General features: G+C 67.1%; 23 protein-coding genes. 7 read left to right on the forward strand and 16 right to left on the reverse strand.

Annotated elements, in window-relative coordinates:
• Nucleotides 1-1,206: an efflux RND transporter periplasmic adaptor subunit gene (locus CFB35_RS01095; RefSeq protein ID WP_089464474.1), complete on the reverse strand. Its 1,206-nt coding sequence runs from the start codon at nucleotides 1,204-1,206 to the stop codon at nucleotides 1-3.
• A gap of 359 nt (nucleotides 1,207-1,565) precedes the next feature.
• Here CFB35_RS01095 and CFB35_RS01100 point away from each other — a divergent pair, with 359 nt between their 5' ends.
• Nucleotides 1,566-1,799, forward strand: coding sequence for a hypothetical protein (locus tag CFB35_RS01100; RefSeq protein WP_023477920.1), 234 nt, complete (start codon nucleotides 1,566-1,568; stop codon nucleotides 1,797-1,799).
• Nucleotides 1,800-1,877: 78 nt separating this feature from the next.
• Here CFB35_RS01100 and CFB35_RS01105 read toward each other — a convergent pair whose 3' ends face one another.
• Nucleotides 1,878-2,666, reverse strand: a complete 789-nt coding sequence (locus CFB35_RS01105) for a Mut7-C RNAse domain-containing protein (protein WP_059578190.1) — start codon at nucleotides 2,664-2,666, stop codon at nucleotides 1,878-1,880.
• Between the two features lie 67 nt (nucleotides 2,667-2,733).
• On the opposite strand from CFB35_RS01105, the gene CFB35_RS01110 reads away from it, so the two are divergent.
• Nucleotides 2,734-3,642, forward strand: a complete 909-nt coding sequence (locus CFB35_RS01110; protein ID WP_226094309.1) for an NAD(P)-dependent oxidoreductase — start codon at nucleotides 2,734-2,736, stop codon at nucleotides 3,640-3,642.
• 72 nt (nucleotides 3,643-3,714) lie between these two features.
• A complete protein-coding gene (locus tag CFB35_RS01115) occupies nucleotides 3,715-4,350 on the forward strand; it encodes a LysE family translocator (RefSeq protein ID WP_059578195.1) in 636 nt (211 codons plus the stop codon).
• Nucleotides 4,351-4,439: 89 nt separating this feature from the next.
• Here CFB35_RS01115 and CFB35_RS01120 read toward each other — a convergent pair whose 3' ends face one another.
• The gene (locus CFB35_RS01120; protein ID WP_089464475.1) at nucleotides 4,440-5,723 is read right to left on the reverse strand and encodes an MFS transporter; all 1,284 of its coding nucleotides are present in this window, start codon (nucleotides 5,721-5,723) and stop codon (nucleotides 4,440-4,442) included.
• Between the two features lie 97 nt (nucleotides 5,724-5,820).
• Between CFB35_RS01120 and CFB35_RS01125 the strand changes: the two genes are divergently transcribed.
• A complete protein-coding gene (locus CFB35_RS01125) occupies nucleotides 5,821-6,750 on the forward strand; it encodes a LysR family transcriptional regulator (RefSeq protein WP_059578201.1) in 930 nt (309 codons plus the stop codon).
• 186 nt (nucleotides 6,751-6,936) lie between these two features.
• Here CFB35_RS01125 and CFB35_RS01130 read toward each other — a convergent pair whose 3' ends face one another.
• From CFB35_RS01130 to CFB35_RS01160, 7 genes are all read right to left on the reverse strand, one after another.
• Nucleotides 6,937-7,770, reverse strand: coding sequence for an OmpW family protein (locus CFB35_RS01130; protein ID WP_027808338.1), 834 nt, complete (start codon nucleotides 7,768-7,770; stop codon nucleotides 6,937-6,939).
• Nucleotides 7,771-7,788: 18 nt separating this feature from the next.
• On the reverse strand, nucleotides 7,789-9,030 hold the full coding sequence (locus CFB35_RS01135; protein WP_059578205.1) for a DUF2957 domain-containing protein: 1,242 nt from the start codon (nucleotides 9,028-9,030) through the stop codon (nucleotides 7,789-7,791).
• 147 nt (nucleotides 9,031-9,177) lie between these two features.
• Entirely contained in the window at nucleotides 9,178-10,599 is a 1,422-nt protein-coding gene (locus tag CFB35_RS01140; RefSeq protein ID WP_059578207.1) for a DUF2957 domain-containing protein, read from the reverse strand.
• A 433-nt stretch (nucleotides 10,600-11,032) separates the two neighbouring features.
• Entirely contained in the window at nucleotides 11,033-11,983 is a 951-nt protein-coding gene (argC, locus tag CFB35_RS01145; protein ID WP_089464476.1) for an N-acetyl-gamma-glutamyl-phosphate reductase, read from the reverse strand.
• Between the two features lie 166 nt (nucleotides 11,984-12,149).
• Nucleotides 12,150-12,722, reverse strand: coding sequence for a flavodoxin family protein (locus CFB35_RS01150; protein ID WP_011546661.1), 573 nt, complete (start codon nucleotides 12,720-12,722; stop codon nucleotides 12,150-12,152).
• 218 nt (nucleotides 12,723-12,940) lie between these two features.
• On the reverse strand, nucleotides 12,941-13,537 hold the full coding sequence (locus tag CFB35_RS01155) for a YbhB/YbcL family Raf kinase inhibitor-like protein (protein ID WP_059578213.1): 597 nt from the start codon (nucleotides 13,535-13,537) through the stop codon (nucleotides 12,941-12,943).
• A gap of 240 nt (nucleotides 13,538-13,777) precedes the next feature.
• Nucleotides 13,778-14,464 carry an orotate phosphoribosyltransferase gene (locus tag CFB35_RS01160; RefSeq protein WP_059578215.1) on the reverse strand — a complete coding sequence of 229 codons (687 nt, stop codon included), beginning with the start codon at nucleotides 14,462-14,464 and terminating at the stop codon, nucleotides 13,778-13,780.
• Between the two features lie 459 nt (nucleotides 14,465-14,923).
• On the opposite strand from CFB35_RS01160, the gene CFB35_RS01165 reads away from it, so the two are divergent.
• The gene (locus CFB35_RS01165) at nucleotides 14,924-17,194 is read left to right on the forward strand and encodes an NADP-dependent malic enzyme (RefSeq protein ID WP_059578218.1); all 2,271 of its coding nucleotides are present in this window, start codon (nucleotides 14,924-14,926) and stop codon (nucleotides 17,192-17,194) included.
• Nucleotides 17,195-17,338: 144 nt separating this feature from the next.
• Here the strand turns inward: CFB35_RS01165 and CFB35_RS01175 are convergent, their stop codons facing one another.
• Nucleotides 17,339-20,929 (reverse strand): indolepyruvate ferredoxin oxidoreductase family protein, encoded by a 3,591-nt coding sequence (locus tag CFB35_RS01175; RefSeq protein WP_059578221.1) that lies wholly within the window; start codon nucleotides 20,927-20,929, stop codon nucleotides 17,339-17,341.
• A 329-nt stretch (nucleotides 20,930-21,258) separates the two neighbouring features.
• Between CFB35_RS01175 and CFB35_RS01180 the strand changes: the two genes are divergently transcribed.
• The gene (locus CFB35_RS01180) at nucleotides 21,259-21,453 is read left to right on the forward strand and encodes a hypothetical protein (protein WP_059578224.1); all 195 of its coding nucleotides are present in this window, start codon (nucleotides 21,259-21,261) and stop codon (nucleotides 21,451-21,453) included.
• 136 nt (nucleotides 21,454-21,589) lie between these two features.
• Here the strand turns inward: CFB35_RS01180 and hppD are convergent, their stop codons facing one another.
• Nucleotides 21,590-22,687, reverse strand: coding sequence for a 4-hydroxyphenylpyruvate dioxygenase (gene hppD, locus CFB35_RS01185; RefSeq protein WP_059578227.1), 1,098 nt, complete (start codon nucleotides 22,685-22,687; stop codon nucleotides 21,590-21,592).
• A 214-nt stretch (nucleotides 22,688-22,901) separates the two neighbouring features.
• On the opposite strand from hppD, the gene CFB35_RS01190 reads away from it, so the two are divergent.
• The gene (locus CFB35_RS01190; RefSeq protein WP_059578229.1) at nucleotides 22,902-23,417 is read left to right on the forward strand and encodes an Lrp/AsnC family transcriptional regulator; all 516 of its coding nucleotides are present in this window, start codon (nucleotides 22,902-22,904) and stop codon (nucleotides 23,415-23,417) included.
• A 56-nt stretch (nucleotides 23,418-23,473) separates the two neighbouring features.
• Here the strand turns inward: CFB35_RS01190 and CFB35_RS34880 are convergent, their stop codons facing one another.
• The 4 genes from CFB35_RS34880 to CFB35_RS01205 form a co-directional block, all read right to left on the reverse strand.
• A complete protein-coding gene (locus CFB35_RS34880) occupies nucleotides 23,474-23,860 on the reverse strand; it encodes a DUF805 domain-containing protein (RefSeq protein ID WP_059578232.1) in 387 nt (128 codons plus the stop codon).
• Nucleotides 23,861-23,862: 2 nt separating this feature from the next.
• Complete coding sequence (locus tag CFB35_RS34885; RefSeq protein WP_059578235.1) at nucleotides 23,863-24,351, reverse strand: hypothetical protein; 489 nt, start codon at nucleotides 24,349-24,351, stop codon at nucleotides 23,863-23,865.
• Between the two features lie 18 nt (nucleotides 24,352-24,369).
• Nucleotides 24,370-24,753 carry a hypothetical protein gene (locus CFB35_RS34040; RefSeq protein ID WP_124863725.1) on the reverse strand — a complete coding sequence of 128 codons (384 nt, stop codon included), beginning with the start codon at nucleotides 24,751-24,753 and terminating at the stop codon, nucleotides 24,370-24,372.
• A gap of 629 nt (nucleotides 24,754-25,382) precedes the next feature.
• Nucleotides 25,383-26,018 (reverse strand): GNAT family N-acetyltransferase, encoded by a 636-nt coding sequence (locus CFB35_RS01205; RefSeq protein WP_059578237.1) that lies wholly within the window; start codon nucleotides 26,016-26,018, stop codon nucleotides 25,383-25,385.
• Nucleotides 26,019-26,208 lie beyond the last annotated feature (190 nt).

The raw sequence follows: 26,208 nt of genomic DNA on the forward strand, positions 1-26,208 counted from the left end.
CTACTTCTTCGCGACGGTCACGTTCGCGCCGTCCTTCAGCTTCGCGCCCGGGGCGAGCACGACCGTGTCGCCGGGTTTCACGCCGCGCACCGCGACGAGCTCGCCGATCCGCGCGCCCTTCGTCACGGCCACCGCATGCACGGCGTCGTCCTTCACGACGAACACGACCGGGCGGCCGTCGCGCTCGACCACCGCGCTCGCCTGCACGGCCGTCACCGGCTGCCGGTCCTGCGGCGACGCGGGTTTCGACAGGAACGCGATCTTCGCGCTCATGTCGGGCAGCACGCGCTCGTCGCGGTCGACGAAGCGCACCTTCACGAGCACGGTGGCCTTCGAGCGGTCGACGGTCGGCACGATGCGCGACACGCGCCCCGCGAAGCGCATGTCGGGCAGCGCGTCGAGCTGGATCTCGCACGGCTGCTCCGCGCGGATCTTCGCGATGTTCGATTCGGCGACGTCGGCCTCGACTTCGAGCGTTTCCATGTCGGCGATCGTCACGACCGCGCCCTTGCTGTCCGACGCGGACGAGAACGGCGTGATGTTGTCGCCGACGTTCGCGTGCTTCGCGAGCACGATGCCGTCGAACGGCGCGCGGATCACCGTCTGGTCGACCGCCACCTGCGCGGCTTGCGCGTTTGCTTCGGCCGACGCGATCGCGGCCTGGTCGCTGGCGAGCGTCGCGCGCGCCTTGTTCACGCGGGCCGTGTCGGTGTCGAGCTGCGCGGCCGGCACGGCCCCGCGCGGCGCGAGTGCGGCCGTGCGGCGCAACGCGATCTCCGCATCCTTGAGCTCGGCCTGCGCGACGCCGAGGTTCGCGCGGGAGACCTGCACCTGCGCGCGGGCCTGCCCGAGCGACGCCTGCACGTCGCTGCTTTCGAGGCGCGCGATGATCTCGTTCTGCTTCACGCGCGTGCCTTCGAGCACGCCGAGCCACTCGACGCGCCCCTGGCCCTTCGACGCGACCGCGGCCTTGCGCTGCGGCACGACGTAGCCGGTCGCATTGAGCTGCGTGTCGTTCTGGTACGGGTAGGCGGACGTGACGGACGTGGTGTCGACGCTTGGCCGGCCGGTGAGCGCGAGGCCGGCGCCGATCGCGACGACGACGAGCGCGGCGGCGAACGCATAGCGCGCCCACCGGCGCCGGCGCGGCGCCGGTGGGCGCGGACGCCGGTCGATTTTCAGTTTGTCCAGATTGTGATCGGGCAATTTGAGCGCCTCGAGACGGCGGCGGTCGTGCGACCGGCCGCGATCCGGTTTCCCGGGAAAGGGACGGATGGACGCCAGTATAAGCGTCGCCTCGGCGCCGCGCGAGCCGGTTTGCGGCGCGGTGCGACGGCGGCTCCCCCGGCTTGCCGGTACCGGGTGACGCGGCGGCCCCCGGGAAAACCCGAGGATGCAGGCAACGTGTCAACTTGCCGCGAACGCGGTGCGTTATGGAACCAGTGCGTCAGGTTTCGTCGCGACGGAACGGCGAAAGCCGGCCTCGCGGCCTGGGGCTCCGGTGCGAATGCCTCGCATCTTTAATTACCGGTACGTTTGATTTTTTCTCCGCTAAAGGAAAAACAATGAAGAAGACGCTCGCTTCGATCATCGCCGCGGCATTCGCGCTCGCATCGGTTTCGGCATTCGCACAGGCGTCCGCGCCGGCAGCCGACACGCCGGCTGCCGCATCGGCACCGGCCAAGAAGGATCACAGCAAGCCGAAGCACCAGCTGAAGCACCACGGTTCGAAGAAGGGCCAGGCGAAGGCCGCAGCCGCATCGGCCGCCGGCACGAACGACGCAGGCACGCAGAACTAAGCGGTTCGCCGCCACGGCCGGCGTTGCCGGCCATCGATCGGCCAGCCCCGCATGCTCCGGCATGCGGGGTTTTGTTTTTCAGGCGCCGAATTCGCCGGGTTCGTCGGATTCGCCCCGTTCGTCGAGCCGAACGGGCGGCGGCGCGCGCATCGCGTCGACCACCGTGCGCATGCGCCGCCAGTGCGAGCCTTCCCAGAACACGCGCCGGCACACGTCGCACGCGACGAAGCGCCGCTGCCGCTGCCGGACGCCCGCCGGCACGCGCGGCGCGGCGGCGGCCGCGTCGAGCGGATGCAGCGGCGCGTTGCAGCGCAGGCACAGCCGGAACGGCCGCATGTGCGGGGCGAGATCGAGCCGCTCGAACAGTTCGCGCAACTGCTCGGCCGGCTGCCGCGCATGGAGATAGCAGCCGCGCACGACCGCGCGCCGCTTGAGCAGTTCGCGGTCGCGGGTCAGCACGATCCGGTGCTCGCGCTCGGCCAGCGCCGCGAGTTCGTCGTCGCGGTAGTGGTTGTCGTAGCAGGTGTCGAAGCCGGCGAGGCGCAGCAGTTGCGCGAGGCCGCCGAGATGCGCGTCGGCGACGAAGCGCCATGACGCCGGCGGCAGTCCGGTGGCACGGTTGGCCGCCGGCCGCGCGCGCTCGGGAAAGACGTCGACGCGGTCGCCGTCGTCGAGCGGCCGGTCGAGCGCGGCCGGCGCGTCGTTCACGCACAGCCGGCCGATTTCGGTATGCGGGACGCCGAGCGCCTCGATCGCGTGCTTCACCGTCGCATCGCGCGCGCACGCGTGGGCGAACGCCCGATCGCGCCGCGGGCGCGCGAGAAAGGCGTTCAGTTCGCCGTGAAAGCGGAAGGTCGCGGTCGCCATTCGTGCAGTATCGCACCGCGCCGGCCGGTCGGCGGCAGGCGGCAGGCGCTGCAGACCGTCGGCATCTGTGTTTAACTCGCGGCTTCACGGAGCGAAGGAGCGGGTGATGGATCTCGGGTTTATCGGGCTGGGCGAAATGGGGCAGGCGATCGCGACGAACCTGCTGAAGGCGGGCCACACGGTGCGGGTCTGGAACCGCTCGCGCGAGCGGGCCGAGCCGCTCGCGGCGTTCGGCGCGCGGATCGTCGACACGCCGGCCGACGCGTTCCGCGGCGACGCCGTGTTCTCGATGCTCGGCGACGATGCGGCCGCGCGCGCGGTGTTCGACGACGCGCTGCTGGCCCAGGCGCCGCGCGGGCTGATCCACGTGAACATGGCGACGGTATCGGTCGCGCTCGCCGAGTCGCTCGCGCACGCGCATGCGTCGCGCGGCATCGACTATGTCGCCGCGCCGGTGATGGGGCGGCCCGACGTCGCGGCCGCCGCGCGCCTGACGATCATGGCCGGCGGCCCGGCCGAGGCGATCGACCGCGTGCAGCCGCTGTTCGACGCGATCGGCCAGAAGACCTGGCGGTTCGGCTCGCTGCCGCAGCACGCGAACGTCGCGAAGATCGCCGCGAACTTCACGCTCGCGTCGGCGATCGAGACGCTCGGCGAGGCATCCGCGCTGCTGGGCGCGCACGGCGTCGCGATGCGCGATTTCCTCGACGTGATCACCAGCAGCGTGTTTCCGGGGCCCGTCTACGAGGGCTACGGCGCGATGATCGCCGAGCGGCGCTACGAGCCCGCGCGCTTCAAGGCGCGGCTCGGGCTGAAGGACGTCCGGCTCGCGCTGGAGGCCGGCGACGCGACGTCGGTGCCGCTGCCGGTCGCGAGCGTCGTGCGCGACAGCCTGCTCGACGCGCTCGCGCACGGCGGCGGCGACCAGGATTTCGCGGTGCTCGGCGAAGCCGCGCTGCGCCGCGCCGGCCGCTGACATGCGACACAAGCGTCGTACGCACGGCATAATCGGCAGTTCGTTTTCCGTCCATTTCAGGCAGAGGCAGTCATGAACTTGCATACGTGGTGGCTTTTCGTGGCGACGGTATTCGTCGTGTCGGCGATTCCGGGCCCGAACATGCTGCTCGTGATGACGCACGGCGCGCGGCACGGGCTGCGGCGTTCGTCCGCGACGATGGCCGGTTGCCTGAGCGCGCTGGTGCTGATGCTCGCGGTCTCCGCGGCCGGGCTCGGCGCGGTGCTCGAAGCGTGGCCGGCGATGTTCAATGCGTTGCGCTTCGCGGGCGCGGCCTACCTGATCTATCTCGGCGTGAAGGCGTGGCGCGCACGCGTGGACGACGCGCCGGCGGCCGACGTCGACGCCGTGTCGCAACAGGCATCGGCATCGCGCGCGGCGCTGTTCCGCAACGGCTTCCTGGTCGCGGGCAGCAACCCGAAGGCGATCCTGTTCGCGGCCGCGCTGCTGCCGCAGTTCATCAACGCGGCCGAGCCGACGCTGCCGCAGTTCGGCATCCTCGTCGTCACGTTCGCGGTGATCGAGGTGAGCTGGTATCTCGTCTACGCGGCGTTCGGCACGCGCATCGGCGCCACGCTGAAGAGCCAGAGCGTCGCGAAGCTGTTCAACCGGCTGACGGGCGGGCTGTTCGTCGGCTTCGGCGCGATGATGGCGCTAGTCCGTCACTGATTCCCGGCCCGCGCCGGCGTACCGAACGCCCCGTCCCTCGCGAGAGGGCGGGGCGTTCGGCTTTCGAGCGCCGCTTCACCGCTGCCCGCTTATGCGCGCGGGCGATTGAACGCCGCGGCGCCCGCCGCGCGCCGGGCCACCAGCCCGAACCCGGCCGCCGCGCCGGCGAACGCGAACCCGACGCCGCACACCGCGCTCCAGCCACCCCATGCCCATGCGCTGCCCGCAAGCGCGGCGCCGAGCGCGCCGCCGATGAAGAACAGCCCGACGAACAGCCCGTTCACGCGTCCGCGTGCGGCCGGGTTCAGCAGGTTGATCGCGCGGCGGCCGATCGTCTGGTCGACGATCACGCCCGCGTCGAGCAGCGCCGCGCCGACGGCCAGCAGCGCGAGCGCGAGGCCGCGATGCGCATGCATATCGAAGCCGAACCAGCCCGCGCCAGCGATCCCGAGCACGGTCAGGGCCGCGAGCATCGTGCCGTGCGCGAGCCGTTGCGCGGCCGCGCCGTGGCCGCGGTCGCCCGCGCGGCCGGCGAGCGGCGTAACGATCGCGCCGCTGGCGCCGGCGAACGCGAACAGTGCGATCCCGTGCAGGTCGAGCGCGAACGGCGGCTGCGCGAGCCGCAGCCCGACGGCGGTCCAGAATGCGCTGAACGCGGCCATCGCGAGCGCGGCGGACAGCGCATGCCGGCGCAGCACCGGCTCGTCGGCGAGCAGGCGTCCCATCGACGCGAGCAACGCGCGGTAGCTGGCCGTGATCGACGGCGTGCGCGCCGGCAGGCGCAGCGCAAGCACGACGGCGATCGCCGCGTTCGCGAGCGCGGCCAGCAGATAGAACGCGCGCCAGCCGGCCGAGCCCGCGATCAGGCTCGCGAGCGGCCGCGACAGCAGGATCCCGAGCATCAGCCCGCTCATCACGTTGCCGACCGCGCGGCCGCGCTGCGCTTCGGGCGCCATCGACGCGGCCATCGGCACCAGCATCTGGATCACGCTCGACGCGGCGCCGGCCGCGAGCGTCGCGAGCAGGAACACGGTGCCCGAGCGCGTGAAGGCGGGCAGCGCGAGCGCCGCCGCGCAGACGCCGAGCGTCGCGACGATCAGACGGCGGTTCTCGAGCAGGTCGACCAGCGGCACGAGCAACGCGAGCCCGGCCGCGTAGCCGAGCTGCGGCAGCATCGCGACGAGGCCGGCGAGGCCGGGCGGCAGGTGCAGGTCCGCGCTGATCGGGCCGGTCAGCGGTTGCGCGGCGAACAGGTCCATCACGATCACGCCGACCGTCGCGGCGAAGAACAGCGTCATGCCGGTGCTCAGCGCGGGCGGCGCGACGACGGACGGGGAAACGGCGGCGGGGCAGCGGTTGGCAGGGCAGTTCATCGGGAGGCCGGGCGGTGGGTCGAAGGAATTCCCATCCTAGGTGCCTGATATTTATGCGACAATTGAAATATGTCTAACATGATTATGCGAGTTTGTTTTGAATACGCGTGATCTCCAGGCGTTCGTCGCGGTCGTCGACAGCGGGTCGATGGTGGCCGCGGCCGCGAAACTCCATCTGACGCAGCCGGGCCTGACGCGGCGTGTGCAGAACCTCGAGACGCTGCTCGGCGTGCCGTTGCTCGAACGGCAGAGCAAGCCGCTGAAGCCGACCGCCGCCGGGCGCGACGTCTACGCGCTCGCGCGCAACGTGCTCGGCGCGGTCGACGAGCTGATGGCGGCGGGCGCGCCGAACGGCGAGCCGTCGGGCGAGTTGCGCATCGGCGTGCCGCCGTTCCTGTCCGAGCTCGCGCTCGAGCGGCCGATCGACCGGCTGCGCGAGGCGTTCCCGCGCCTCACGCTGCGCGTGACGGCCGGCTGGTCGCCCGCGCTGGTGCAGGGCATCGAGCGCGGCGCGCTCGACGTCGCGACCGTGATGGTGCCGGCGAGCGCGGCGCTGCCCGACGCGTTGACGGCGACGCTGCTCGCCACGCAGCCGACGGTGCTCGTCGCCGCGCGCGATTTCCCGCTGCCGGACGGCCCGCTGTCGCTCGACACGCTGTCGGGTTTTCCGTGGGTGCTGAGCCAGGACGGCTGCGGGATGCGCTCGGCGCTGAGCCGCGCGCTCGGCGCGGCCGGGCTGCCGTTCGACGTCGCGGTCGAGGCATTCGGCTCGGAGCTGCAGTTGTCGCTCGTCGCGCGCGGCGCCGGCATCGGCATCGCCGCGCCGAACGCGCTGGCGCGCAGCGCGCATCGCGACGCGCTGAGGGTGGTGGAAACGGCGGGGCTGGAAACGCGGATCAACGTGTGGATCGTGCACGGCACGTTGCCGGGCCGTCTCACGCGGCCTGTCGCGCTGCTGCGCGACGCATTGGGCGAGGTGCTCGAACGGGAGAACGGAAAGGGGTCAGGCGCCGTCACGGTGAATTAGAGGCCGCGTTCGAGGGAAAATCCTTATTTTCTCTACGGAAATGTTGCATTGCGGAAACCGATTCGCTATAGTGACACCTGTCTCCTCCATGTCTCCTCTGATATGGATTCAGCCCGCCGCTTAGGCGGGCTTTTTTTTGCCTGCGATTGTGTCGCGGCCATCCATTCGCGCCGGCAGTCGCCGCGCTCAGAACTTGTACGTCATCCCGACGTAACTGATGATCGGGTCCGCCTTCAGATCCGATTTCGACTCGGCGAGCACCGAGCCGTCGGCCGCCTTGATCGTCACCGTCGACGTCGTCTTCAGCGGGATGTAGGTCACCGACGCCACCAGCCCGAAGTGTTCCGTCAGGTTGTACTGCAGGCCTGCGTTGAACACCGGCTGCCACGACGACGACGCCTTCGCCTCCACCGAGGTCGTTCCCGGCTTGCCCGCGCCCGCCGCGAGGATCGCTCCGAGGTTGTCCTGCGTCTGCTTGATGAAGTTCGTGTTGAGCTGCAGGTCGCTGAACCAGTTGTACGACACGCCGAGGCCGAGGAACGGCCGGAATTTCGCGGTCGCCTGCCCGAAGTAGTACTGCAGGATCACCGCCGGGCTCCACTGCCGCACGCTCTTCACGATCGGGTTGACCGACCCGAGCCCGATGTTCTGCGTGCCGAGCGCGCCCGCCGGGCCCGGCGGCTTGATCGTGCCCTGGCCCGACACCTTGAACACCGGCGGCACGCCGGCCACCGACGTGACCGCGATGTGGTCGGTCAGGAAGTGGCTGACCGTCAGGCCGACCGTGTCGGCGCCGCTCGTGTGCAGCCCGGTGCCCGCCGACGTGAACGACGGCGGCAGCCGCAGCGGCGTGTTGATCGGCGTCGGCGCGACGTTGGTCGTCATCGGCGTGCTGCTCTGCTGCGGCATGATGTGGAACCAGCCCAGCGTGACGACGTTGCTGCCGGCGCTCTGCGCGTGCGCGGCGAGCGGCGCCACGGCGGCGGCGCCGGCCGCCGCGCAGAGAAGGGTTTTCTTCATCACGGCTTTCCCCTCCGCTTACTGGACGAATGCGCCGATCGTGAAATACGGCGTCGATCCCGCGTTGTCGAGGAAACCGAACACGCCACCCGAGAAGATGAACTTGCCGGTCGGCGACGTGCTGCCCGAACCCGTGTGGATCGTCGTGACCGTGCCCGGCACCTTCTGCGTGTAGTCGAGGTCGAGCACTCGCGTGAGCGACGCCTGCGACGGCTGGAACGGATCGAGCAGCGTGGCCTGCTTGTCGATCAGCGCGGTGGTGCGGTAATCGAACTGGCTGTCGACGCCGATGTACTCGCCGTTCTGCGAACCGGCCGCGACGGCCGTCTGCGGCGCGAGGATCGAGATGCTCGATTCGTCGTCGGCGGTCAGGCCCGGCACGCCGTTGCTGTCCGGCGTCGGGTTCGGGTTCGCGACCCCCGTGCGCACGAGGATCGGCACGAGCTGGTTGCGCAGCTTGCCGACGATCATGAAGCCCTTGCCCTGCGGCGTGGCCGACAGCGTCGGCTTCATCTGGCTCGCGTAGTTGTTCGACTGGAACGCGCCGCTGCCGTCGGCCGACTGCACGAAGTTCGTGCCCTGCTGCGTGCACGCGCCGCCGGCGAACTGGCCGGTCGTGTCGCACTTGGTCCACGTGCCGTCCGCGTTGATCGTCACCTTCGCGTCGATCGACGCCGGCGCGAATTTCTGCGACGGCACTTCGCCGAAGCCGATGTGGCTGTACGTGCCCGCGACCTTCGTGATGTCCGTTTCGATCGACGAGAAGCCGATGAACGGGTAGTACGGGAATTTCGTGTCGGGCACCGCGGCCTGGCCGAGCACGCCGTCGAACTGGATCTCCTTGCCGGGAATCGTGCCGCCCGCGACGCCGAAGCCGACGAAGATGCGCGCCGGACGCGACGCATCGAGGCTCCCGCCGTTCAGGCGGAATGCGCACTGGTTCAGCTTGTTGGTCGGCAGCAGCGTTTCCTGCGTGAGCGTGCCGCTGTCGACCGTGCCCGCGCGGGTCGGCACGACGGTGCCGGTCTTTTGCGGCACCGGCGATTCGACATAGGTGACCTGCCAGGTCATCTTGGTCGTGTCGAGCTGGACTTTCGCGAGTTCGCCGCTGCCCGCGCCGCCCGTGAACACGGTGTTGTAGTCGAGCGTGGCGGGGCAAAGCCGCTCCTCGACGAGCGGCGGCGGATTGTCGCTGCCGCCGCCGCAAGCGGAAAGAAGGGGGGCGGCGGCAGCGGCCGCCAGAATGAGGTTGCGCTTCATGTTGCTCCTCCAGATTTGTCTTGTGTGGCGGCCAGCTCCCTGTCGGCCGCTTCTGTTGGTCGTGCTCGTCCCGCCCGCGCCGTGCCGGGCGCCTTCGTGCCTTCCCTGCAACGCGCGGCGGCAGGCCGGCCGCCGCGTCCTCGATCGCTACTTGCTGATCTGCGCGCCCACGCCGAAGTACGGGGTCGACGACGTCGTCGAATTCGCCGACGTCGCCGTGACGCCGCCGTTCACCGTGCCCTGGATCAACGCCGCGTACAGCCCGCCCGTCGCGATCACCACGCCCGATGCCGACGGGTAGCTCGCGCCGCTCGGCGGGGCGGTCTTCGCGTTCAGCAGGCCCGGCGTCGTCTGGCCGTAGTCGAGCGTGAAGCCGTCTTCCTCGGCCTGCGTGGACGGGTTGATGAACGACGCATTGCCGCCGCGGATCAGCGCGGCCGTGTACTTGAAGTTCGAGTCCGCGCCCGCGTAGCCGCCGTCGATCGCGCCCGACGTGATCGCCGTCGCCGCGCCGAGCACCGCGATGCCCGATTCGTCGTCGACCTGCGCATCGAGGTGCAGCGGCGGCGTGCCGAGGTTCACGTTGCCCGTGCGCACGATCACCGGCACCGTCGCGCCGTTGAGCTGGCCGATCACCATGTGCGCGGTCGCCGACTTGCCGGTCGCGCCGACGATCGGCAGTTGCGTCTGCGGCAGTGTCTGCGGCGCCTTGGCGCTGTCGAAGTAGCCGCCGTTCGCGCTCGCCTTCCACGGATCGCCGGTCGTCTGGCAGCCGCCCGCCCCGCTCGACGTGCACGCGCCGTTCGCATCGAACGTCTCGCTCGAGTTCGAGCCCTTGGTCGCGTAGTTGCCTGACGGCACGAGGTGGTAGAGCAGCGCGTTGTACGTGCCCGGCAGCTTCGAGAGGTCGGTCGTCGTGTTCGCGAAGCCGAGGAACGGATAGAAGTCGAAGTGACGGTTCGGCACCTGGCCGACGTTCTGCACGACGCCGGGGATGATCGTCAGCCCGTCGTACTGGATCGTCGCGCCGGGAATGCCGCCGCCCGCCACACCCATGCCGACCAGCAGCATCGGCGGGTTCGCCTGGTTGAAGTCGGCGGCCGTCGAATACGTCGAGCCGTCCGGCGCGGGGCCCGTGCCCGGCGTGAGGACGAACGCGCAGCGCGTCTGCTCGGCGGTCGGCAGCGTGCCGGTCGGCGGATGAACGACCTTGCCGGTGATGGTCGTGCCGACGCGGCTCGGCGTGACGGTGCCCGTCTTCAGCGGAATCGGCGATTCGAGCCACTTGAGCGTGTAGGTCATCGCGACCGCGTCGATGTTGACGCTGACGATCTCGCCGCTACCGGCGCCGCCGAGATACGTGCTCTTCACGATGTCCGCGTTGGCCGGGCACAATGCGCCGTTGATCGGCTGCGAAGGCGGCTGCCCTTGCGGGCCGCAGCTCGAGCCGGAACATTGGGGCGCATCGATCGGCGCGAGCGCGCCGCCGGAGTCCCCCCCGCCACATGCAACCAGGAAAGGGGCAATGGCAAAGGCCGTTGCCACCCCCTTCGATAAGGTGTGCGACATGCCGCTGTCTCCAATCGTTTAATTGTGCGAGCTAATGTCGCTGCCTGTGTTTTTGCTGTCAATTGATGAACCCGTCTAAAAAAGGCGATTGAAACGGGATCTGCCAATTGAATCCTTTCCTGATAAGGCAATTGGTAAGAATTTAAACGCGAGACAGGCTGTCGAAAGCTGCCGGAGTGGGGCGTGCGCGACGCCCGGCAGGCTCTCGCAACGCCTTCCCGCGTATAACGGCAGCGTTTGAATTGACGGGTATCCGGTTTATCCCTATTCGGGATTGACTGGATAAGGAGGGGCTGGATTAATTCGCGGATAATCGCGCAATGGAAAGCTTGTAAATATTTGTAAATGCGCGATCCGGAGTTTTATATATTGCCTGATACGGGTAAATAAAAAGCCGGCCAGTGGCCGGCTTTGCATGGCATGCGAGGCTGAATCAGCGTTTGAGGCCTGCGTCCTCGGCCGCGCCGATGTTGAGGTTCATGCACTGGATCGCGGCGCCCGACGCGCCCTTGCCGAGGTTGTCGAGGCGCGCGACCGTGACGAAGCGCTCCGCGTTGCCGAACACGAACAGGTCGACGCGGTTCGTGTCGTTGTTCGCCTGCACGTCGAAGAAGCCGCCGTCGAGGTTCGCGTCCGCGTCGAACGGTGCGACGCGCACGAACGCCTCGTCCGCGTAGTACTCGGCGAACACGCGCTGCACGTCCCGCGGCGTCGCGCGCTTCGCGAGCTGCTCGGGCGTGAAGTAGGTCGTCACCGCGAGGCCCTTCAGGAACGGGCCGACGATCGGCGTGAAGATCGGTGCGTTCGCGAGGCCCGTGTGCGCGGCCATTTCCGGCAGGTGCTTGTGCGCGAGGCCGAGCGCGTACGGGCGCGGGCTCGCGAGCTTGCCGCCCGGCGCGGCGTTTTCGTATTCGGCGATCATCGACTTGCCGCCGCCGCTGTAGCCGGTGATCGAGTAGCTGTGCGCGGCGAACGTCGGCGCGACGATGCCCGCGTCGACGAGCGGACGCATCGCGAGCACGAACGCCGATGCATGGCAGCCGGGCACCGCGATGCGCTTCGACGTGCGAATCTTCTCGCGCTGCGCGCGGGTCAGTTCCGGCAGGCCGTACGCCCAGTCGGCATGCGTGCGGAACGCGGTGCTCGCGTCGATCAGCGTGGTGTTCGGGTTCTCGACGAGCGACGCGGACTCGCGCGACGCGACGTCCGGCAGGCACAGGAACGTGACGTCCGACGCGTTGATCAGGCGGCGGCGCTCGTCGACGTCCTTGCGCTTCGCTTCCTCGATGCGCAGGATCTCGATGTCGCTGCGTGCCGACAGGTATTCGAAGATCTTGAGGCCGGTCGTGCCTTCCTGGCCGTCGACAAAAACTTTGGTGCTCATTTCGCTCTCACTGGATGAAACGGGAGCCGCGGCGCCCTGAAACCGCCATTTTAAGACGTCATCCGGCGGCGCTGGGCCGCGCGGGACGAAAAAAGACGACCGGCGGCCGTCTTCGTGTCCCTTTGACGCCCGCGCCGATACGCGCGCGGGCCGGGGGAGGGCGTGCTCAGCGGGCGCCGGCGTCCCAGCGGGCGGTCGCTTCGGCGACGCGCCGGCCGAATGCCTTGCCGGTTTCGAGGTCGCCCGGCAGCGGGCCCTCGTCGGGCGTCGCATCGGCCGGCGACTGCGCGAGCAGGCCCGTGGAGCCGCCGAGATAGTTGATGTCGTTGCGCGTGGCCGCCTTCGAGTTCGCCGGCATCAGGCTCGTGCCGACCCACACCATCCCATGCTGCATCGCCAGCGTGACGAAATATTGAATCGTCGAGAACTTGTCGCCGTTCATCGTCGCCGAGTTCGTGAAGCCGGCGGCGATCTTGTCCTTCCACTTCTGCGTGAACCACGCTTTCGACGTGGCATCGGCGAATTGCTTGAACTGCGCCGACGGGCCGCCCATGTAGGTCGGCGCGCCGAAGACGATCGCGTCGGCCGCGTCGAGCGCGGCCCAGCCCGCGTCGTCGAGGTCGCCGACGGCGATCAGGCGCACGTTCGCGCCGGCGTCCTGCGCGCCCGCGTGCACGGCCTCGGCCAGTTTCTGCGTGTGACCGTAGCCGCTGTGATAGACGATGACGATGTTCGACATGAAGCGTTCTCCGGAAAGGGACGGGAACGGCGGGCCGCTGCGGCTCGCCGCGTCACGCGTCGCCGGCAGGCGGCGCGACGGTCGCGCGGCAGGGCATGCCGCGACCGGTGACGACGAGTCTAGCAAGCCGAAATGACGAGACAACGTGCGCGCGCGGCGCACTGAAATTCGCGGCGGCCGGCAATCGCGGCGCCGCCGCCGGGCGAGGCACCGCGCGGCTACTGCCCGTACGTGACCGTGAGTCGCGCGGTGCCGATCGCGAGCGTGCCGATCTCGTGCTCGAACATCGGCGCGGGGCGGCCCTGCGACACGCGCAGGTCGGTGCCTTTCAGCGCGTAGACGGTGATCACGTAGCGATGCGGCTTGCCGGGCGGCGGGCACGGACCGCCGTAACCGTCGATCCCGTAGTCGTTGCGCGCCTCGCTCGCGCCGATGCGGCGCAGGAAGCCGGATGCGCTCGCGTCGGCCGGCAGGCTCGTGACGGTCGCCGGAATGCCGGCCACGGCCCAGTGCCACCAGCCGTGCCCGGGCGCGTCGGGATCGAAGATCGTGACCGCGTAGCCGCGCGTGCCGGGCGGCGGGTTGTGCCACGCGAGTTGCGGCGAGCGGTTCGCGCCCTTGCAGTCGCCGCGGTCGAACACGTTCGCGGCCCGCACGCGGGCGCCGGGCGTCAGGTCGTCGCTCGTCACGGTGAACGGGCCTTCCGCATGCGCGGGCAGCGCCGCGAAAACGGCGGCGCAGAGGAGGGCAGGGAGGAGGAACGGAGACGGGCGACCCGATGGCGCAGGCGGAGCGATCCGGCGATCCACACGCATATGGCGCTTCTCCCGTCACGTGGGCCGGACCGAGATGCCCGGCATTGTTGGCGTTGTGTGTTGCCCGCGCAGCTGAGGGCGGCGATGGATCAAGTCTAGCATTAGGGTTCGATGAGCGATGCCCACCGCCGCCCGCGATTGCGCTCGGTCAGGGTGCATGGCAACGGACGAAAAAAAGCCGCCTGCGGTGAAGCAGGCGGCTTGTTCAGCCAGTGCGCCGGCATGCATGCCGGCGTGGCGTCATTCCTTCGCGGCCGTCGCGCCGCCGTGCGCGGCCGACCATTCGGCCGGTGCGTGCAGGAATTTCTCGACTTCGTCGAGCGTCTTCGTCTCGAAGTAGCCCGAGGCCTTCGCGACACGCAGCACGTCCCACCACGTGGCGAGCGCGTGCAGGTCGACGTCGATGTCCTTCAGGACCGACACGCTTTCCTTGAAGATGTCGTAGTGGAACAGCACGAAGCAGTGGTTCACCGTCGCGCCCGCGGTGCGCAGCGCGTTGACGAAGTTGATCTTGCTGCGGCTGTCGGTCGTCAGGTCTTCCACCAGCAGCACGCGCGAGCCTTCCTCGAGATGGCCTTCGATCTGCGCATTGCGGCCGAAACCCTTCGGCTTTTTGCGCACGTACTGCATCGGCACCATCATCCGGTCGGCGATCCATGCCGCGAACGGGATGCCGGCCGTCTCGCCGCCCGCCACCGCGTCGATCTGCTCGAAGCCGATGTCGCGCGTGATCGTCGTTTCCGCCATTTCCATCAGCGCACGGCGCACGCGCGGATACGAGATCAGCTTGCGGCAGTCGATATAGACGGGGCTTGCCCAGCCGGACGTGAAGATGAACGGTTTTTCGGCATTGAAGTGCACCGCCTGCACTTCGAGCAGGATTTTGGCGGTCGTATCCGAGATCGACTGACGATCGTAGCCTGTCATGGGCATTCCTTGGGTGATGAGCGAGGAGCGGGCGCGGGCCCGGTGGCGCAGCAAGGGGAACCTGCCCGGAGGGCCGGGGCGCGATCGGCAGGCCGACCGCATCGCTGCGCGCGTAGCCGGCTATTTTACCCGATCCAGGCCGGTTTTCGGCGGAATTCGCGCGGTTCGGCGCGCGGCTCACCACAGGCGAAACAAACGGGGCTCGATCAGTCCGATGCGGATGCCGGGGATGCGGCGGTGCACCAACGGAGGTCATTTAGGGGGTGTACACTAGGCGACCCTAAGAAATCGTTCAGTACTTTGTACTTTCCTCTTGCCATCCGCCAAGGTTCGATGGCGTGCCGATCCGGCGCGTCGCGGGCCGTCTCGCAGTCGACCATCCCCTCGATTCAAGCAGACGCGGCCGAAGGTGCTGTGTACTGAGTCGTCAATATTTCGCATGTCTCTCGCAGGTCAATCATGGACGAACAACTGAAGCAGGCCGCTCTCGCTTATCACCTGAACCCGAAACCCGGCAAGATTTCGGTCACTCCGACCAAGCCGCTGTCGAACCAGCTCGATCTGTCGCTCGCGTATTCGCCGGGCGTCGCCGCCGCGTGCGAGGCGATCCACGCCGATCCGCTCGACGCGCAGAAGTACACGTCGCGCGGCAACCTCGTCGGCGTCATCACCAACGGCACGGCCGTGCTCGGTCTGGGCAACATCGGCCCGCTCGCCGCGAAGCCGGTGATGGAAGGCAAGGGCTGCCTCTTCAAGAAATTCGCGGGCATCGACGTGTTCGACATCGAACTGTCGGAGTCCGACCCCGACAAGCTCGTCGAGGCGATCGCGATGCTCGAGCCGACGCTCGGCGGCATCAACCTCGAGGACATCAAGGCGCCGGAATGCTTCTACATCGAGCAGAAGCTGCGCGAGCGCATGAAGATTCCCGTCTTCCACGACGATCAGCACGGCACTGCGATCATCGCGTCGGCCGCGATCCTGAACGGCCTGAAGGTCGTCGGCAAGAAACTCGCCGACGTGAAGCTCGTGTGTTCGGGCGCCGGCGCGGCCGCGATCGCGTGCCTCGACCTGCTGGTGAACCTCGGCCTCACGAAGTCGAACATCCTCGTCGCCGATTCGAAGGGCGTGATCTACGAAGGGCGCGGCAACCTCGATCCGTCGAAGCAGCGCTATGCGGCGAACACCGACGCGCGCTCGCTCGCCGACGCGATCGTCGGCGCGGACGTGTTCCTCGGCTGCTCGAGCGCGGGCGTGCTGAAGCAGGACATGGTCAAGACGATGGGCGACAAGCCGCTGATCCTGGCGCTCGCGAACCCGGAACCGGAAATCCGCCCGGAAGACGCGAAAGCCGTGCGCCCGGACGCGATCGTCGCGACCGGCCGCTCGGACTACCCGAACCAGGTCAACAACGTGCTGTGCTTCCCGTTCATCTTCCGCGGCGCGCTCGACGTCGGCGCGACGACGATCACGGAAGAAATGAAGCTCGCGTGCGTGCGCGCGATCGCCGAGCTGGCCCAGGAAACCGACCAGAGCGAGGAAGTCGCGAAGGCGTACGAAGGCCATTCGCTCGAATTCGGGCCGGACTACCTGATTCCGAAGCCGTTCGATCCGCGCCTGATCATCAAGATCGCGCCGGCCGTCGCTCAGGCCGCGATGGATTCGGGCGTCGCCACGCGCCCGATCCAGGACATGGACGCCTATCGCGAGCAGCTCGGCGCGACCGTCTACCGCACCGGCATGGTGATGCGTCCGGTGTTCGCGACCGCGAAGCAGAAGGAGGCCCGCATCGTGTTCGCCGAGGGCGAGGACGAGCGCGTGCTGCGCGCCGCGCAGTTCGTGCTGCTGGAAAAGATCGCGAAGCCGATCATCATCGGCCGTCCGTCGGTCGTCGACATGCGCCTCGCGAAGATCGGCTCGAAGCTGAAGGCCGGCACCGATTTCGAAATCGTCGATCCGGAAGACGATGCGCGCTACCACCGCTACTGGCAGGCGTATCAGGAGATCGGCGCGCGCGACGGCGTGACGCCGGAAGTCGCGAAGGCCGCGATGCGCAAGTTCAACACGCTGATCGGCGCGATGCTCGTGCATCTGGGCGACGCGGACGGGATGATCTGCGGGATGATCGACACGTTCCACAGCCACCTGAAGTTCATCGAGCAGGTGCTGGGCCGCGCGAAGGGCGCCGAGCACTTCGCCGCGATGAACCTGCTGATGCTGCCGGGCCGCAACCTGTTCGTGTGCGACACGTACGTGAACGAGCTGCCGAGCGCCGACCAGCTCGCCGACATGACGATCCAGGCCGCGGCCGAGATCGAGCGCTTCGGCATCACGCCGAAGGCCGCGCTGCTGTCGAACTCGAACTTCGGCAGCGCGCCGTCGGCGTCGTCGCGCCGGATGGCCGAGGCCCGCAAGCTGATCGTCGAACGTGCGCCGAACCTCGAGGTCGACGGCGAAATGCACGGCGACGCGGCATTGTCGGAACTGATCCGCAAGCAGGCGTTCCCGGGCACGACGCTGTCGGGCGAGGCGAACCTGCTGATCATGCCGAACGTCGAAGCGGCGAACATCGCGTACAACCTGCTGAAGATGGTCGGCGGCGAAGGCGTGACGGTCGGCCCGTTCCTGCTCGGCGCGGCCAAGCCCGTCCACATCCTGACGCCGGCCGCGACCGTGCGCCGGATCATCAACATGACGGCCGTTGCCGCCGCGAACGTGAACACGAAGTAAGTCCACGCCCGCGGTGCCGCGCGTCACGCGCGGCGCAATGAAAAAGCCACGGAACCTGCGTTCCGTGGCTTTTTTTGCATGAACCGTAAGGGGCGACGGCGGCGCGGGAAGGGCGTCCAGTCCGCGAACGCCCGCCGCGCGCGCTTACGCGACCTGCTGGTGCGACTGGCCGCCTGCCGGCGACCGCCACTTCGCGAGCAGCGTGTCCCACTTCTGGCGTACCGCGCGCAGGTTGTTCTCCTTCACGTGGCCGTAGCCGCGAATGCCGTCCGGCAGCGCCGCGAGCTCGAGCGCGAGCGGCCGGTTGGCCGCGTTCAGCTTGGCCAGCACCTCGTCGATCAGCGCTTCGTACTCGCCGATCAGCGCGCGCTCGGTGCGGCGCTCCGCGGTGCGGCCGAACGGGTCGAGCGCCGTGCCGCGCAGGAACTTCGCCTTCGCGAGCAGCCGGAAGGCCGACATCATCCACGGGCCGTACGCCTTCTTCACGAGATGGCCGTGGGCGTCCGTCTTCGCGAACAGCGGCGGCGCGAGGTGGAATTTCAGCTTCCAGTCGCCTTCGAACTGTGCGGTCAGGCGCGCGAGGAACGCGGGATCGGACTGCAGCCGTGCGACCTCGTATTCGTCCTTGTACGCCATCAGCTTGAACAGGTTGCGCGCGACCGCTTCGGTCAGCGGCTCCTGCACCGTGTCGCCGTCCGCCAGTGCCCGCTCGGCGGCGCGCACCTTGTCGACGAACGCCGCATAACGCGACGCGTACGCGGCGTTCTGGTACGCGGAGAGGAATTCCACGCGCTTCGCGATCAGCGCGTCGACCGCCTTCCTCGTGTGCAGCGAGATCACCGTGGCGCCTTGCGCGGGCCGGGCGTCGCCGGCCGCGGCCTGCTTCACGCTGGCCAGGTCGTACGCGGCGCGGCGGCCCCAGTCGAAGGCCGCGCGGTTCTTGTCGACCGACACCGCGTTCAGCTCGATCGCGCGTTCGAGCGACGCGAGCGTCAGCGGCAGCCAGCCCTTCTGCCATGCGTAGCCGAGCACGAACGGGTTCGTGTAGATCGCGTCGCCGAGCAGCGCGACCGCGAAGCGGTTCGCGTCGATGAAATCGACCGCTTCACCGGCGGCCGCGCGGATGTCGTTCTCGGCGGACAGGCCGGGGAACGCCCAGTTCGGGTTCTTGATGAACTCGGCGGTCGGCGTCTGCGCGCTGTTGACGACCACGCGCGTCGCGTCGTGCCGCATCCGCGACGTGCATTCGTCGCCGGCCGTGACGATCGCGTCGCAGCCGATCACGAGATCGGCTTCGCCCATCGCGATCCGCGTCGCATGGATGTCGGTCGGCGCGTGCGAGATCTGCACGTGGCTCATCACGGCGCCGCCTTTCTGCGCGAGACCCGTGACGTCGAGCACGGTCACGCCCTTGTTCTCCAGGTGCGCGGCCATCCCGAGCAGCGCGCCGATCGTGACGACGCCCGTGCCGCCCACGCCCGTGACGAGCACGCCGTACGCGCGATCGATTTCCGGCAGCGTCGGTTCCGGAATCGGCGGCAATGCGCTGCCGTCGACCGACACGGCCTTCGGCTTCTTCAACTGGCCGCCCTCGACCGTGACGAAGCTCGGGCAGAAGCCCTTCACGCACGAGAAGTCCTTGTTGCAGCTCGACTGGTTGATCTGGCGCTTCGTACCAAATTCGGTCTCCAGCGGCTCGACCGACAGGCAGTTCGACTGCACCGAGCAGTCGCCGCAGCCTTCGCACACCGCTTCGTTGATCACGACGCGTTTCGCCGGGTCCGGATACGTGCCGCGTTTGCGGCGGCGGCGCTTCTCGGTCGCGCAGGTCTGGTCGTAGATCAGGATCGTCGTGCCTTCGATCTCGCGCAGCTCGCGCTGCACGTCGTCGAGCTGGTCGCGGTGATGGATCGTCACGCCCGGCGCGAGCAGCGCCTTCTGGCTGTCGTATTTCTCCGGCTCGTCGGTGACGATCACGATTTTCTTCGCGCCTTCGGACGCGAGCTGGTGCGTGATCTGCGGCACCGTCAGCACGCCGTCGACCGGCTGGCCGCCCGTCATCGCCACCGCGTCGTTGTAGAGGATCTTGTAGGTGATGTTCGCCTTCGACGAGATCGCCGCGCGCACCGCGAGCAGCCCCGAATGGAAATAGGTGCCGTCGCCGAGGTTCGCGAACACGTGCTTTTCGTCGGTGAACGGCGCCTGGCCGATCCACGGCACGCCTTCGCCGCCCATCTGGCTGAAGGTGCTCGTGCTGCGGTCCATCCACACGGTCATGTAGTGGCAGCCGATCCCGGCGATCGCGCGCGAGCCTTCCGGCACGTTGGTCGACGTATTGTGCGGGCAGCCCGAGCAGAACCACGGCTTGCGCTCGGTCTGCACGTGCGGCTTCGCGAGCGCCATTTCCTTCGCGTTGATCACCGCGAGCCGCGCCGCGATGCGCGCGCGCACGTCGGACGGCAATTCGAATTTATCGAGCCGCGTCGCGATCGCCTTCGCGATGATCGCGGGCGACAGCTCGTAGTGCGCGGGCAGCAGCCAGTTGCCCATCGGCACCGACCATTCGCCGCCGGCGCCGTCCTTCTCGTCGAACTTGCCGAACACGCGCGGGCGTTGCGCATCGGGCCAGTTGTACAACTCTTCCTTGATCGCGTATTCGAGGATCTGGCGCTTTTCCTCGACCACCAGGATTTCGTCGAGGCCGCGCGCGAACGCCTGCGCGCCTTGCGCTTCGAGCGGCCACACGCAGCCGACCTTGTAGAGCCGGATGCCGATCCGCGCGCAGGTTTCGTCGTCGAGGCCGAGGTCGATCAGCGCCTGGCGCACGTCGAGGTACGCCTTGCCGCCGGTCATGATCCCGAAGCGCGCATGCGGCGAATCGATCTCGATGCGGTCGAGCTTGTTCGCACGCACATAGGCGAGCGCCGCGTACCACTTGTAGTCGAGCAGCCGCGCTTCCTGCACGAGCGGCGGATCGGGCCAGCGGATGTTCAGCCCGCCTTCCGGCAGGATGAAATCGGTCGGCAGCACGATCTCGGTGCGATGCGGGTCGATGTCGACCGACGCCGACGATTCGACGACGTCCGTCACGCACTTGAGCGCGACCCACAGGCCCGAGTAGCGGCTCATCGCCCAGCCGTGCAGGCCGAAATCGAGATATTCCTGCACGTTGGACGGGAACAGCACCGGCAGCCCGCAGGCCTTGAAGATGTGCTCGGACTGGTGCGCGAGCGTCGACGATTTCGCCGCGTGGTCGTCGCCGGCGAGCACGAGCACGCCGCCGTGCTGCGCCGAGCCGGCCGAGTTCGCGTGCTTGAAGACGTCGCCGGTGCGATCGACGCCCGGGCCCTTGCCGTACCACATGCCGAACACGCCGTCGTATTTCGCGCCGGGGTACAGATTCACCTGCTGCGAACCCCACACGGCCGTGGCGGCGAGATCTTCGTTGAGGCCGGGCTGGAAGACGATCTGGTGGGCGGCCAGGTGCTGCTTGGCTTTCCATAGCGACAGATCGAGGCCGCCGAGCGGCGAGCCGCGGTAGCCGGAGATGAAGCCGGCCGTATTGAGACCGGCGGCGCGGTCGCGTTCCTGCTGGAGCATCGGCAGGCGCACGAGGGCCTGGATGCCGCTCATGTACGCGCGGCCGCGTTCCAGCGTGTATTTGTCGTCAAGCGTGACGGACTTCAGCGCGGCTTCTAGCGACGCGCGTTGGTCTGCGTCTAGCGGGGCATTCATTAACTGTCTCCTCCACCCGGTCTGGGATCACCAAAACTTCGGTTGCGTCGGCATCTTTTGGACGCGTCTGCAGTGGCCGGCATGTTCGCCGGTTTTAAGGGATGGTAGCACTGGGGCAAACCCGCCGCCCATCGGTCGCGACGCGGGGCACGGGCGTCCGCACGTCGCGAAACAGGGCGAGATCATGCGTTACATCATGTAAAAGCATGTAAAGCGGCATTGATCTGCGGGCAAATGCCGTTAATCTTGTCGGCCTGCCGGAGGTGCCCGGCCGCGTGGGTGCGTTCCGACGCGCTCGGGGAGGCGCCGGCAGTTTTACAGGAGGTGCAATGAATACACGTCATATCCAGAGTTTCCTGATCGTGTCCGCCGCGTTTTTCGCGATGACCGGCCCGGTGCGTGCGCAAGGCGCGAGCGCGCTGGCGGCAGCCGGCGCGCAGATGCTTCAGATCGTGCCGGCCCAGGACGCCGTGGCACAGCCGTCGGCCGCGCGTGCCGCCGAGTCGAAGGCGAGCGTGCGTTGATGCGATCGCGCGGCCCACGGGCCGCGCCGGCATGCAAAAAGGGCGGGAATCCTCGGGTTCCCGCCCTTTTTCTTTGTGTCGCCGGATCGTGCGGCTGGCCCGGTGGCGCGGCGCCGCCCGCCACCCGGCGGATGCGTCAGGCCTTGTCCTGCACGACGCCGCGGCGGATCTGGTCGAGTTCGATCGATTCGAACAGCGCCTTGAAGTTGCCTTCGCCGAAGCCCTGGTTGCCCTTGCGCTGGATGATCTCGAAGAAGATCGGCCCGATCTGGTTCTCGGTGAAGATCTGCAGCAACAGGTCGTCGCGCGCGCCGTCGATCAGGATCTTGCGCTTCTTCAGTTCTTCCAGCGATTCGCCGTGGTTCGGCACGCGGCGGTCGACCAGCTCGTAATACGTGTCGATCGTGTCGAGCAGCTTCACTTCCTTGCTGCGCAACCCGTCGACCGCCTGGTAGATGTCGCTCGCGCCGAGCGCGATGTGCTGGATGCCTTCGCCGTGATACGCGTCGAGGTATTCCTGGATCTGGCCGGCCGTATCCGAGCCTTCCTCGTTGATCGGGATGCGGATCTTGCCGCACGGCGACGTCATCGCCTTCGACTTCACGCCCGTCACCTTGCCTTCGATGTCGAAGTAGCGCACTTCGCGGAAGTTGAACAGGCGCTCGTAGAACTCGGCCCATTCCTGCATGCGGCCGCGATGCACGTTGTGCGTCAGGTGATCGATGTAGGTGAGGCCGTGGCCGACCGGGTTCGGGTTCGCGCCGGGAATCGGCTCGAAGTCGACGTCGTAGATGCTGATGTCGCCGATCGCGCCCGGTTGCGCGCCGTTCTTGCCGCGCCAGCGGTCGACGAAATAGATCAGCGAATCGCCGATCCCCTTGATCGCCGGGATGTTCAGCTCCATCGGGCCCGTCTTGTTGTCGAAGCCCCACGCGCCGAGTTCGAGCGCGCGCTGGTATGCCTTGGCGGCGTCCTGCACGCGGAACGCGATCGCGCAGATCGACGGGCCGTGCAGCCGCGCGAAGCGTTGCGCGAACGAATCGGGTTCCGCGTTGATGATGAAGTTGATGTCGCCCTGGCGGTACACCGTCACGTCCTTGTGGCGGTGGCGCGCGATCGCGGTGAAACCCATCCGCTCGAACAGTTGTCCGAGCGCTTTCGGGTCCGGCGCCGTGTATTCGATGAATTCGAAGCCGTCGGTGCCGACGGGATTGTCCCAGGTGGGGATCTGCATGTCGTGTCTCCTGTGCGGGGCGATCGGCCGGCGCGGCGTGCGCATGTCCGGCCTGGTTCGATGTCGACGGCCGTGCCCGTCACCAGCATGCGCGGCAAGTCGATACATGCGACAGAGTGTAGCGGGCGGCCGCGAGCGGAAACTTGCGAACTTAATCGCCCGCGCCTACGATGGCGCAATTTCCAGTCTCAAAATTATCGATGGAGGGCAGAAGATGGCGCAGGCTGAATTGGATGCCATCGACCGGCGGATTCTCGCGATTCTTCAGGAGAACGGGCGCCTGTCGAACCAGGAGATCGCCGAGCGCGTGAACCTGTCGCCGAGCCCCTGCCTGCGGCGAATCCGGCGGCTCGAGGAAATCGGCGTGATCACCGGCTATGTCGCGCTGCTGAATCCGCAGAAGCTCGGGCTCGACCTGCTCGCGTACGTGAGCGTGCGGCTCGAGAAGCGCGGCGGCCTCGCGCCGGTCCGGGCCGACGAGACGTCGGCGCGCGCGGGCGCGACCCACGCGGAACTGTTCCGCGCGGCCGTGCAGACCTGGCCGGAAGTGGTCGCGTGCCACGCGATGACGGGTGACATGGATTACCTGCTGCGCGTGCAGGTCGAGGACATGGCGCATTTCTCCCGCTTCGTGCAGGAGCATCTACTGCATCACCCGTCGGTGATCGACGTGAAAACGAGCTTCTCGCTCGATTGCTTCAAGGAAACGACGGCGTTGCCGATTCGCTGACGGCGACGTGTGATGTAGATGCGACGCGCCGGCTTGCCGTACCGCCGGTGCGGGGGCTACGTGCGCGTGCGGCGCGGATCGGGGCCGTATTGATTACCGGCGTTGCGGGGCGCGAGCCACAGCGACACGAGGATCACAATGGGGGCTGCGAACAGGAAGTAGCCGATGCACAGCAGGCCGGAGCGATTGCTGTCGTGCAGGCGCCTGACGTTGTAGGCCAGGGTCGCGCATAGCGACGCGAGCCCGGCGCAGAACAGCAGGAACGACGTGAGCGTTGCGTCGGCGGAAAGCCGAGTGTGGGACCATTTGATCAGCGTGATCAGAAGATAAAAGAGCGGGTAATGGCCGAGCAGGAAGCAGAGGAAATCCCGGCGTCGCTCTCGGCCCCGAAACGACAGCATGCGCCGATAGCCGTTCAGCCATGCATGCAGCGCGGTCTTCATTGTCATCTCCAACCATGGCGGCGGCGCAGGAACAGCATGGTGATACCGACGTCGATGACAACACAGACGGTTGCTGTTCCCGCGATCCAGAAAGCGGGAATGTGGGGTAAGGGGAGTAATAAAGGGATGTTCAACTGCGCTGTGGCCGCCGTCGTCGCGGCGAGTCGGGCGAGAATAATCGCCTGCGCGCCCCATGTACCTGCTACCGCGACAGCGATAACCAGCAACGTCGCCACGGTGCAAACCTTGGCCGATGCGATGTGTGTACGGAAGAACGAAATTCCGATGCTCACGGCCGCCCCAAGAGTACCAAAGGCGATAGTGGTCCGAAGTTGATCGACGAACATCTGTGATGGCGGGCCGGCGACGAACCATACGGCATGCGTGCTAGCGAGGCTCTCTATGAACCTGTTGTGGAGGGTGAAGCCCAGCAGACCGCCTAGCACTGTAAAGAAGGCCAGCGATATCGGTTTGGCGATGGTGAGGCGCATGTCGTGATAGACGGAAGTTCAGAAATTCAACGACGGAAGTGCCGTGCGCAGACCGCGCAGGACGGTGTCGATTTCGCTGATTGTATTAAGTCGGATCAGCTCCCTGGTTCGGCGATTGTATTTCGCCATTGCCGTGGCTGGAGACTGGCCACCATTGCGCTGCATAAATACGGATTTGGCATGCCTGTAGAGTTGGATGTCTGGTAGGGGATCAGTACCGAAGATATAGGGAGAACGAAGCTTCAGCGTATATTCCTTGGTAATGAGTTCGGGCAAGAGGTTGCCGATTTTGGGCAATGGTGTGATGTTGCTGACGAAGCCCGCATATTCAAGCACCAGCGTGGTTTTACCATTGGGGCGCGGACGACATCGATGCCGAATGCTCCCTTTGGCATTTGCCACATGGTCATCTCGCCAGACACGACCCGTTGATTGTCGATGTAGATATCGGCAGTTTCATACAGTTGGGCAACGGTCCGATAGATTTGCAGATTGGATGCACCAACCGTGTTAGCCAACGATGGCAGTCCGGACTTCGCATGCAGTTGTTCGATCAACAGATACATTCCGGTAGGCTGCCCGTAATTGATGCGTTGTCCCGTCATACCCTTCGCAACATGAAATAGACGAATCGGGAAAATAGGTTCGATGGATGAAGGCGTGGCCCGAGTATGGAGAAACCACGGGTAGACAGCCTGTCACTTCGACCTTTCGCCGAATGAAATAAGCGACCGATCATCTATCGGCGGGCGCTCAAAGATCAATGGGACGGATACGAAAGTAGATGTTCTTCTGCGCGAGCACTGTCCGGCGACAGAGGAGCTTGAACCGCACTGCCAGCGGACGCGCTGCGCCGGAGCGCGGGAAACATGCCGTGATGTCGGCTGCAAGGGCGGCCGTATCGGTGAGGCGATGGGGTGACAATGACGTCGGCAGCCGCCGGACACGCGAAGCGCGAAAGGGGCGAGCCCTTTTTCGCGGGCTGCAACGGCAGCGCGTTGGGGCTTGAGGTTGGCGAGTCGGGCCCGGCGTCAGGCCGGCATCAGCGATTCGATGAACTTCGTCGTGCGGCGCGCCTGGCGCTTCATCGCGTAGTCGAACACCGCGGCCTGTTCCTGCAGCATCTCGGCGATGATCGTCGAGTGGTCGGCCGGCGGCAGCGACAGGTACGCATCGGCTTCGCCGTACGCGTACTCGATCCGCATCCCGGATTTCTTCGCGATGTGCATCATCGTCGCGTTACGCGACAGGCAATGCATGTACAGCATCGTCACGTGCGTGTTGCGGCTGCGGATCGCCGCGCGCTCGAACAGCTTCGAGCCGACGCCGCGGCCGCGCGCGCTTTCGAGCACCGACACGCCGAATTCGGCCGTGCGCGTGTCGCCCTCGGCCGGCAAGTAGGCCAGGTGGCCGACGCCGATCAGTTCGAGGTCGTGGTCGAACACGCCGAACACGGTATCGCGACCGAAATCGATCGTGCGGACATAGTTCTCGATCACGTGGTCGGGCACCATCTGGCCGAAGCGCAGCAGGCGGTCCTCTTCGTCGAGCGAGAGAAAGTGGGTGAGCATTTGCTCACGGTCTTTGGAAGCCAGTTCCCTGACGAGAACCGGCGCAGTACCGACCTTGCCGACAGCATCGGCACGGCCGTTGAATTGCGTGTTCATCGTGGGTTCCTCAGTGTGGGTGCACAAGCGGGTTGTGCAATGCAACAGCATTTTACCCGAGCGAGGTTGGGGAAAACCCGTATTTGACGTTCTTTGTCCTGAGGGGGAATTCTAAATCCGCTTAGTTCATTCCGTAACTTGCTGATTTTGAAGGGATTTAAAATTCATCATATGAAATACGCGACGGGTG

The sequence above is a fragment of the Burkholderia sp. AU16482 genome (genome assembly GCF_002223285.1).
Taxonomy (GTDB): domain Bacteria; phylum Pseudomonadota; class Gammaproteobacteria; order Burkholderiales; family Burkholderiaceae; genus Burkholderia; species Burkholderia semiarida.

What these genes read in the sequence shown, in the direction of transcription:
- CFB35_RS01100 (WP_023477920.1), top strand. Translation starts at nt 1,566, where the DNA reads ATGAAGAAGACGCTCGCTTCGATCATCGCCGCGGCATTCGCGCTCGCA.
- CFB35_RS01105 (WP_059578190.1), bottom strand. Translation starts at nt 2,666, where the DNA reads ATGGCGACCGCGACCTTCCGCTTTCACGGCGAACTGAACGCCTTTCTC.
- CFB35_RS01115 (WP_059578195.1), top strand. Translation starts at nt 3,715, where the DNA reads ATGAACTTGCATACGTGGTGGCTTTTCGTGGCGACGGTATTCGTCGTG.
- CFB35_RS01120 (WP_089464475.1), bottom strand. Translation starts at nt 5,723, where the DNA reads ATGAACTGCCCTGCCAACCGCTGCCCCGCCGCCGTTTCCCCGTCCGTC.
- CFB35_RS01130 (WP_027808338.1), bottom strand. Translation starts at nt 7,770, where the DNA reads ATGAAGAAAACCCTTCTCTGCGCGGCGGCCGGCGCCGCCGCCGTGGCG.
- CFB35_RS01135 (WP_059578205.1), bottom strand. Translation starts at nt 9,030, where the DNA reads ATGAAGCGCAACCTCATTCTGGCGGCCGCTGCCGCCGCCCCCCTTCTT.
- CFB35_RS01140 (WP_059578207.1), bottom strand. Translation starts at nt 10,599, where the DNA reads ATGTCGCACACCTTATCGAAGGGGGTGGCAACGGCCTTTGCCATTGCC.
- argC (WP_089464476.1), bottom strand. Translation starts at nt 11,983, where the DNA reads ATGAGCACCAAAGTTTTTGTCGACGGCCAGGAAGGCACGACCGGCCTC.
- CFB35_RS01150 (WP_011546661.1), bottom strand. Translation starts at nt 12,722, where the DNA reads ATGTCGAACATCGTCATCGTCTATCACAGCGGCTACGGTCACACGCAG.
- CFB35_RS01155 (WP_059578213.1), bottom strand. Translation starts at nt 13,537, where the DNA reads ATGCGTGTGGATCGCCGGATCGCTCCGCCTGCGCCATCGGGTCGCCCG.
- CFB35_RS01160 (WP_059578215.1), bottom strand. Translation starts at nt 14,464, where the DNA reads ATGACAGGCTACGATCGTCAGTCGATCTCGGATACGACCGCCAAAATC.
- CFB35_RS01165 (WP_059578218.1), top strand. Translation starts at nt 14,924, where the DNA reads ATGGACGAACAACTGAAGCAGGCCGCTCTCGCTTATCACCTGAACCCG.
- CFB35_RS01175 (WP_059578221.1), bottom strand. Translation starts at nt 20,929, where the DNA reads ATGAATGCCCCGCTAGACGCAGACCAACGCGCGTCGCTAGAAGCCGCG.
- CFB35_RS01180 (WP_059578224.1), top strand. Translation starts at nt 21,259, where the DNA reads ATGAATACACGTCATATCCAGAGTTTCCTGATCGTGTCCGCCGCGTTT.
- hppD (WP_059578227.1), bottom strand. Translation starts at nt 22,687, where the DNA reads ATGCAGATCCCCACCTGGGACAATCCCGTCGGCACCGACGGCTTCGAA.
- CFB35_RS01190 (WP_059578229.1), top strand. Translation starts at nt 22,902, where the DNA reads ATGGCGCAGGCTGAATTGGATGCCATCGACCGGCGGATTCTCGCGATT.
- CFB35_RS34880 (WP_059578232.1), bottom strand. Translation starts at nt 23,860, where the DNA reads ATGAAGACCGCGCTGCATGCATGGCTGAACGGCTATCGGCGCATGCTG.
- CFB35_RS34885 (WP_059578235.1), bottom strand. Translation starts at nt 24,351, where the DNA reads ATGCGCCTCACCATCGCCAAACCGATATCGCTGGCCTTCTTTACAGTG.
- CFB35_RS01205 (WP_059578237.1), bottom strand. Translation starts at nt 26,018, where the DNA reads ATGAACACGCAATTCAACGGCCGTGCCGATGCTGTCGGCAAGGTCGGT.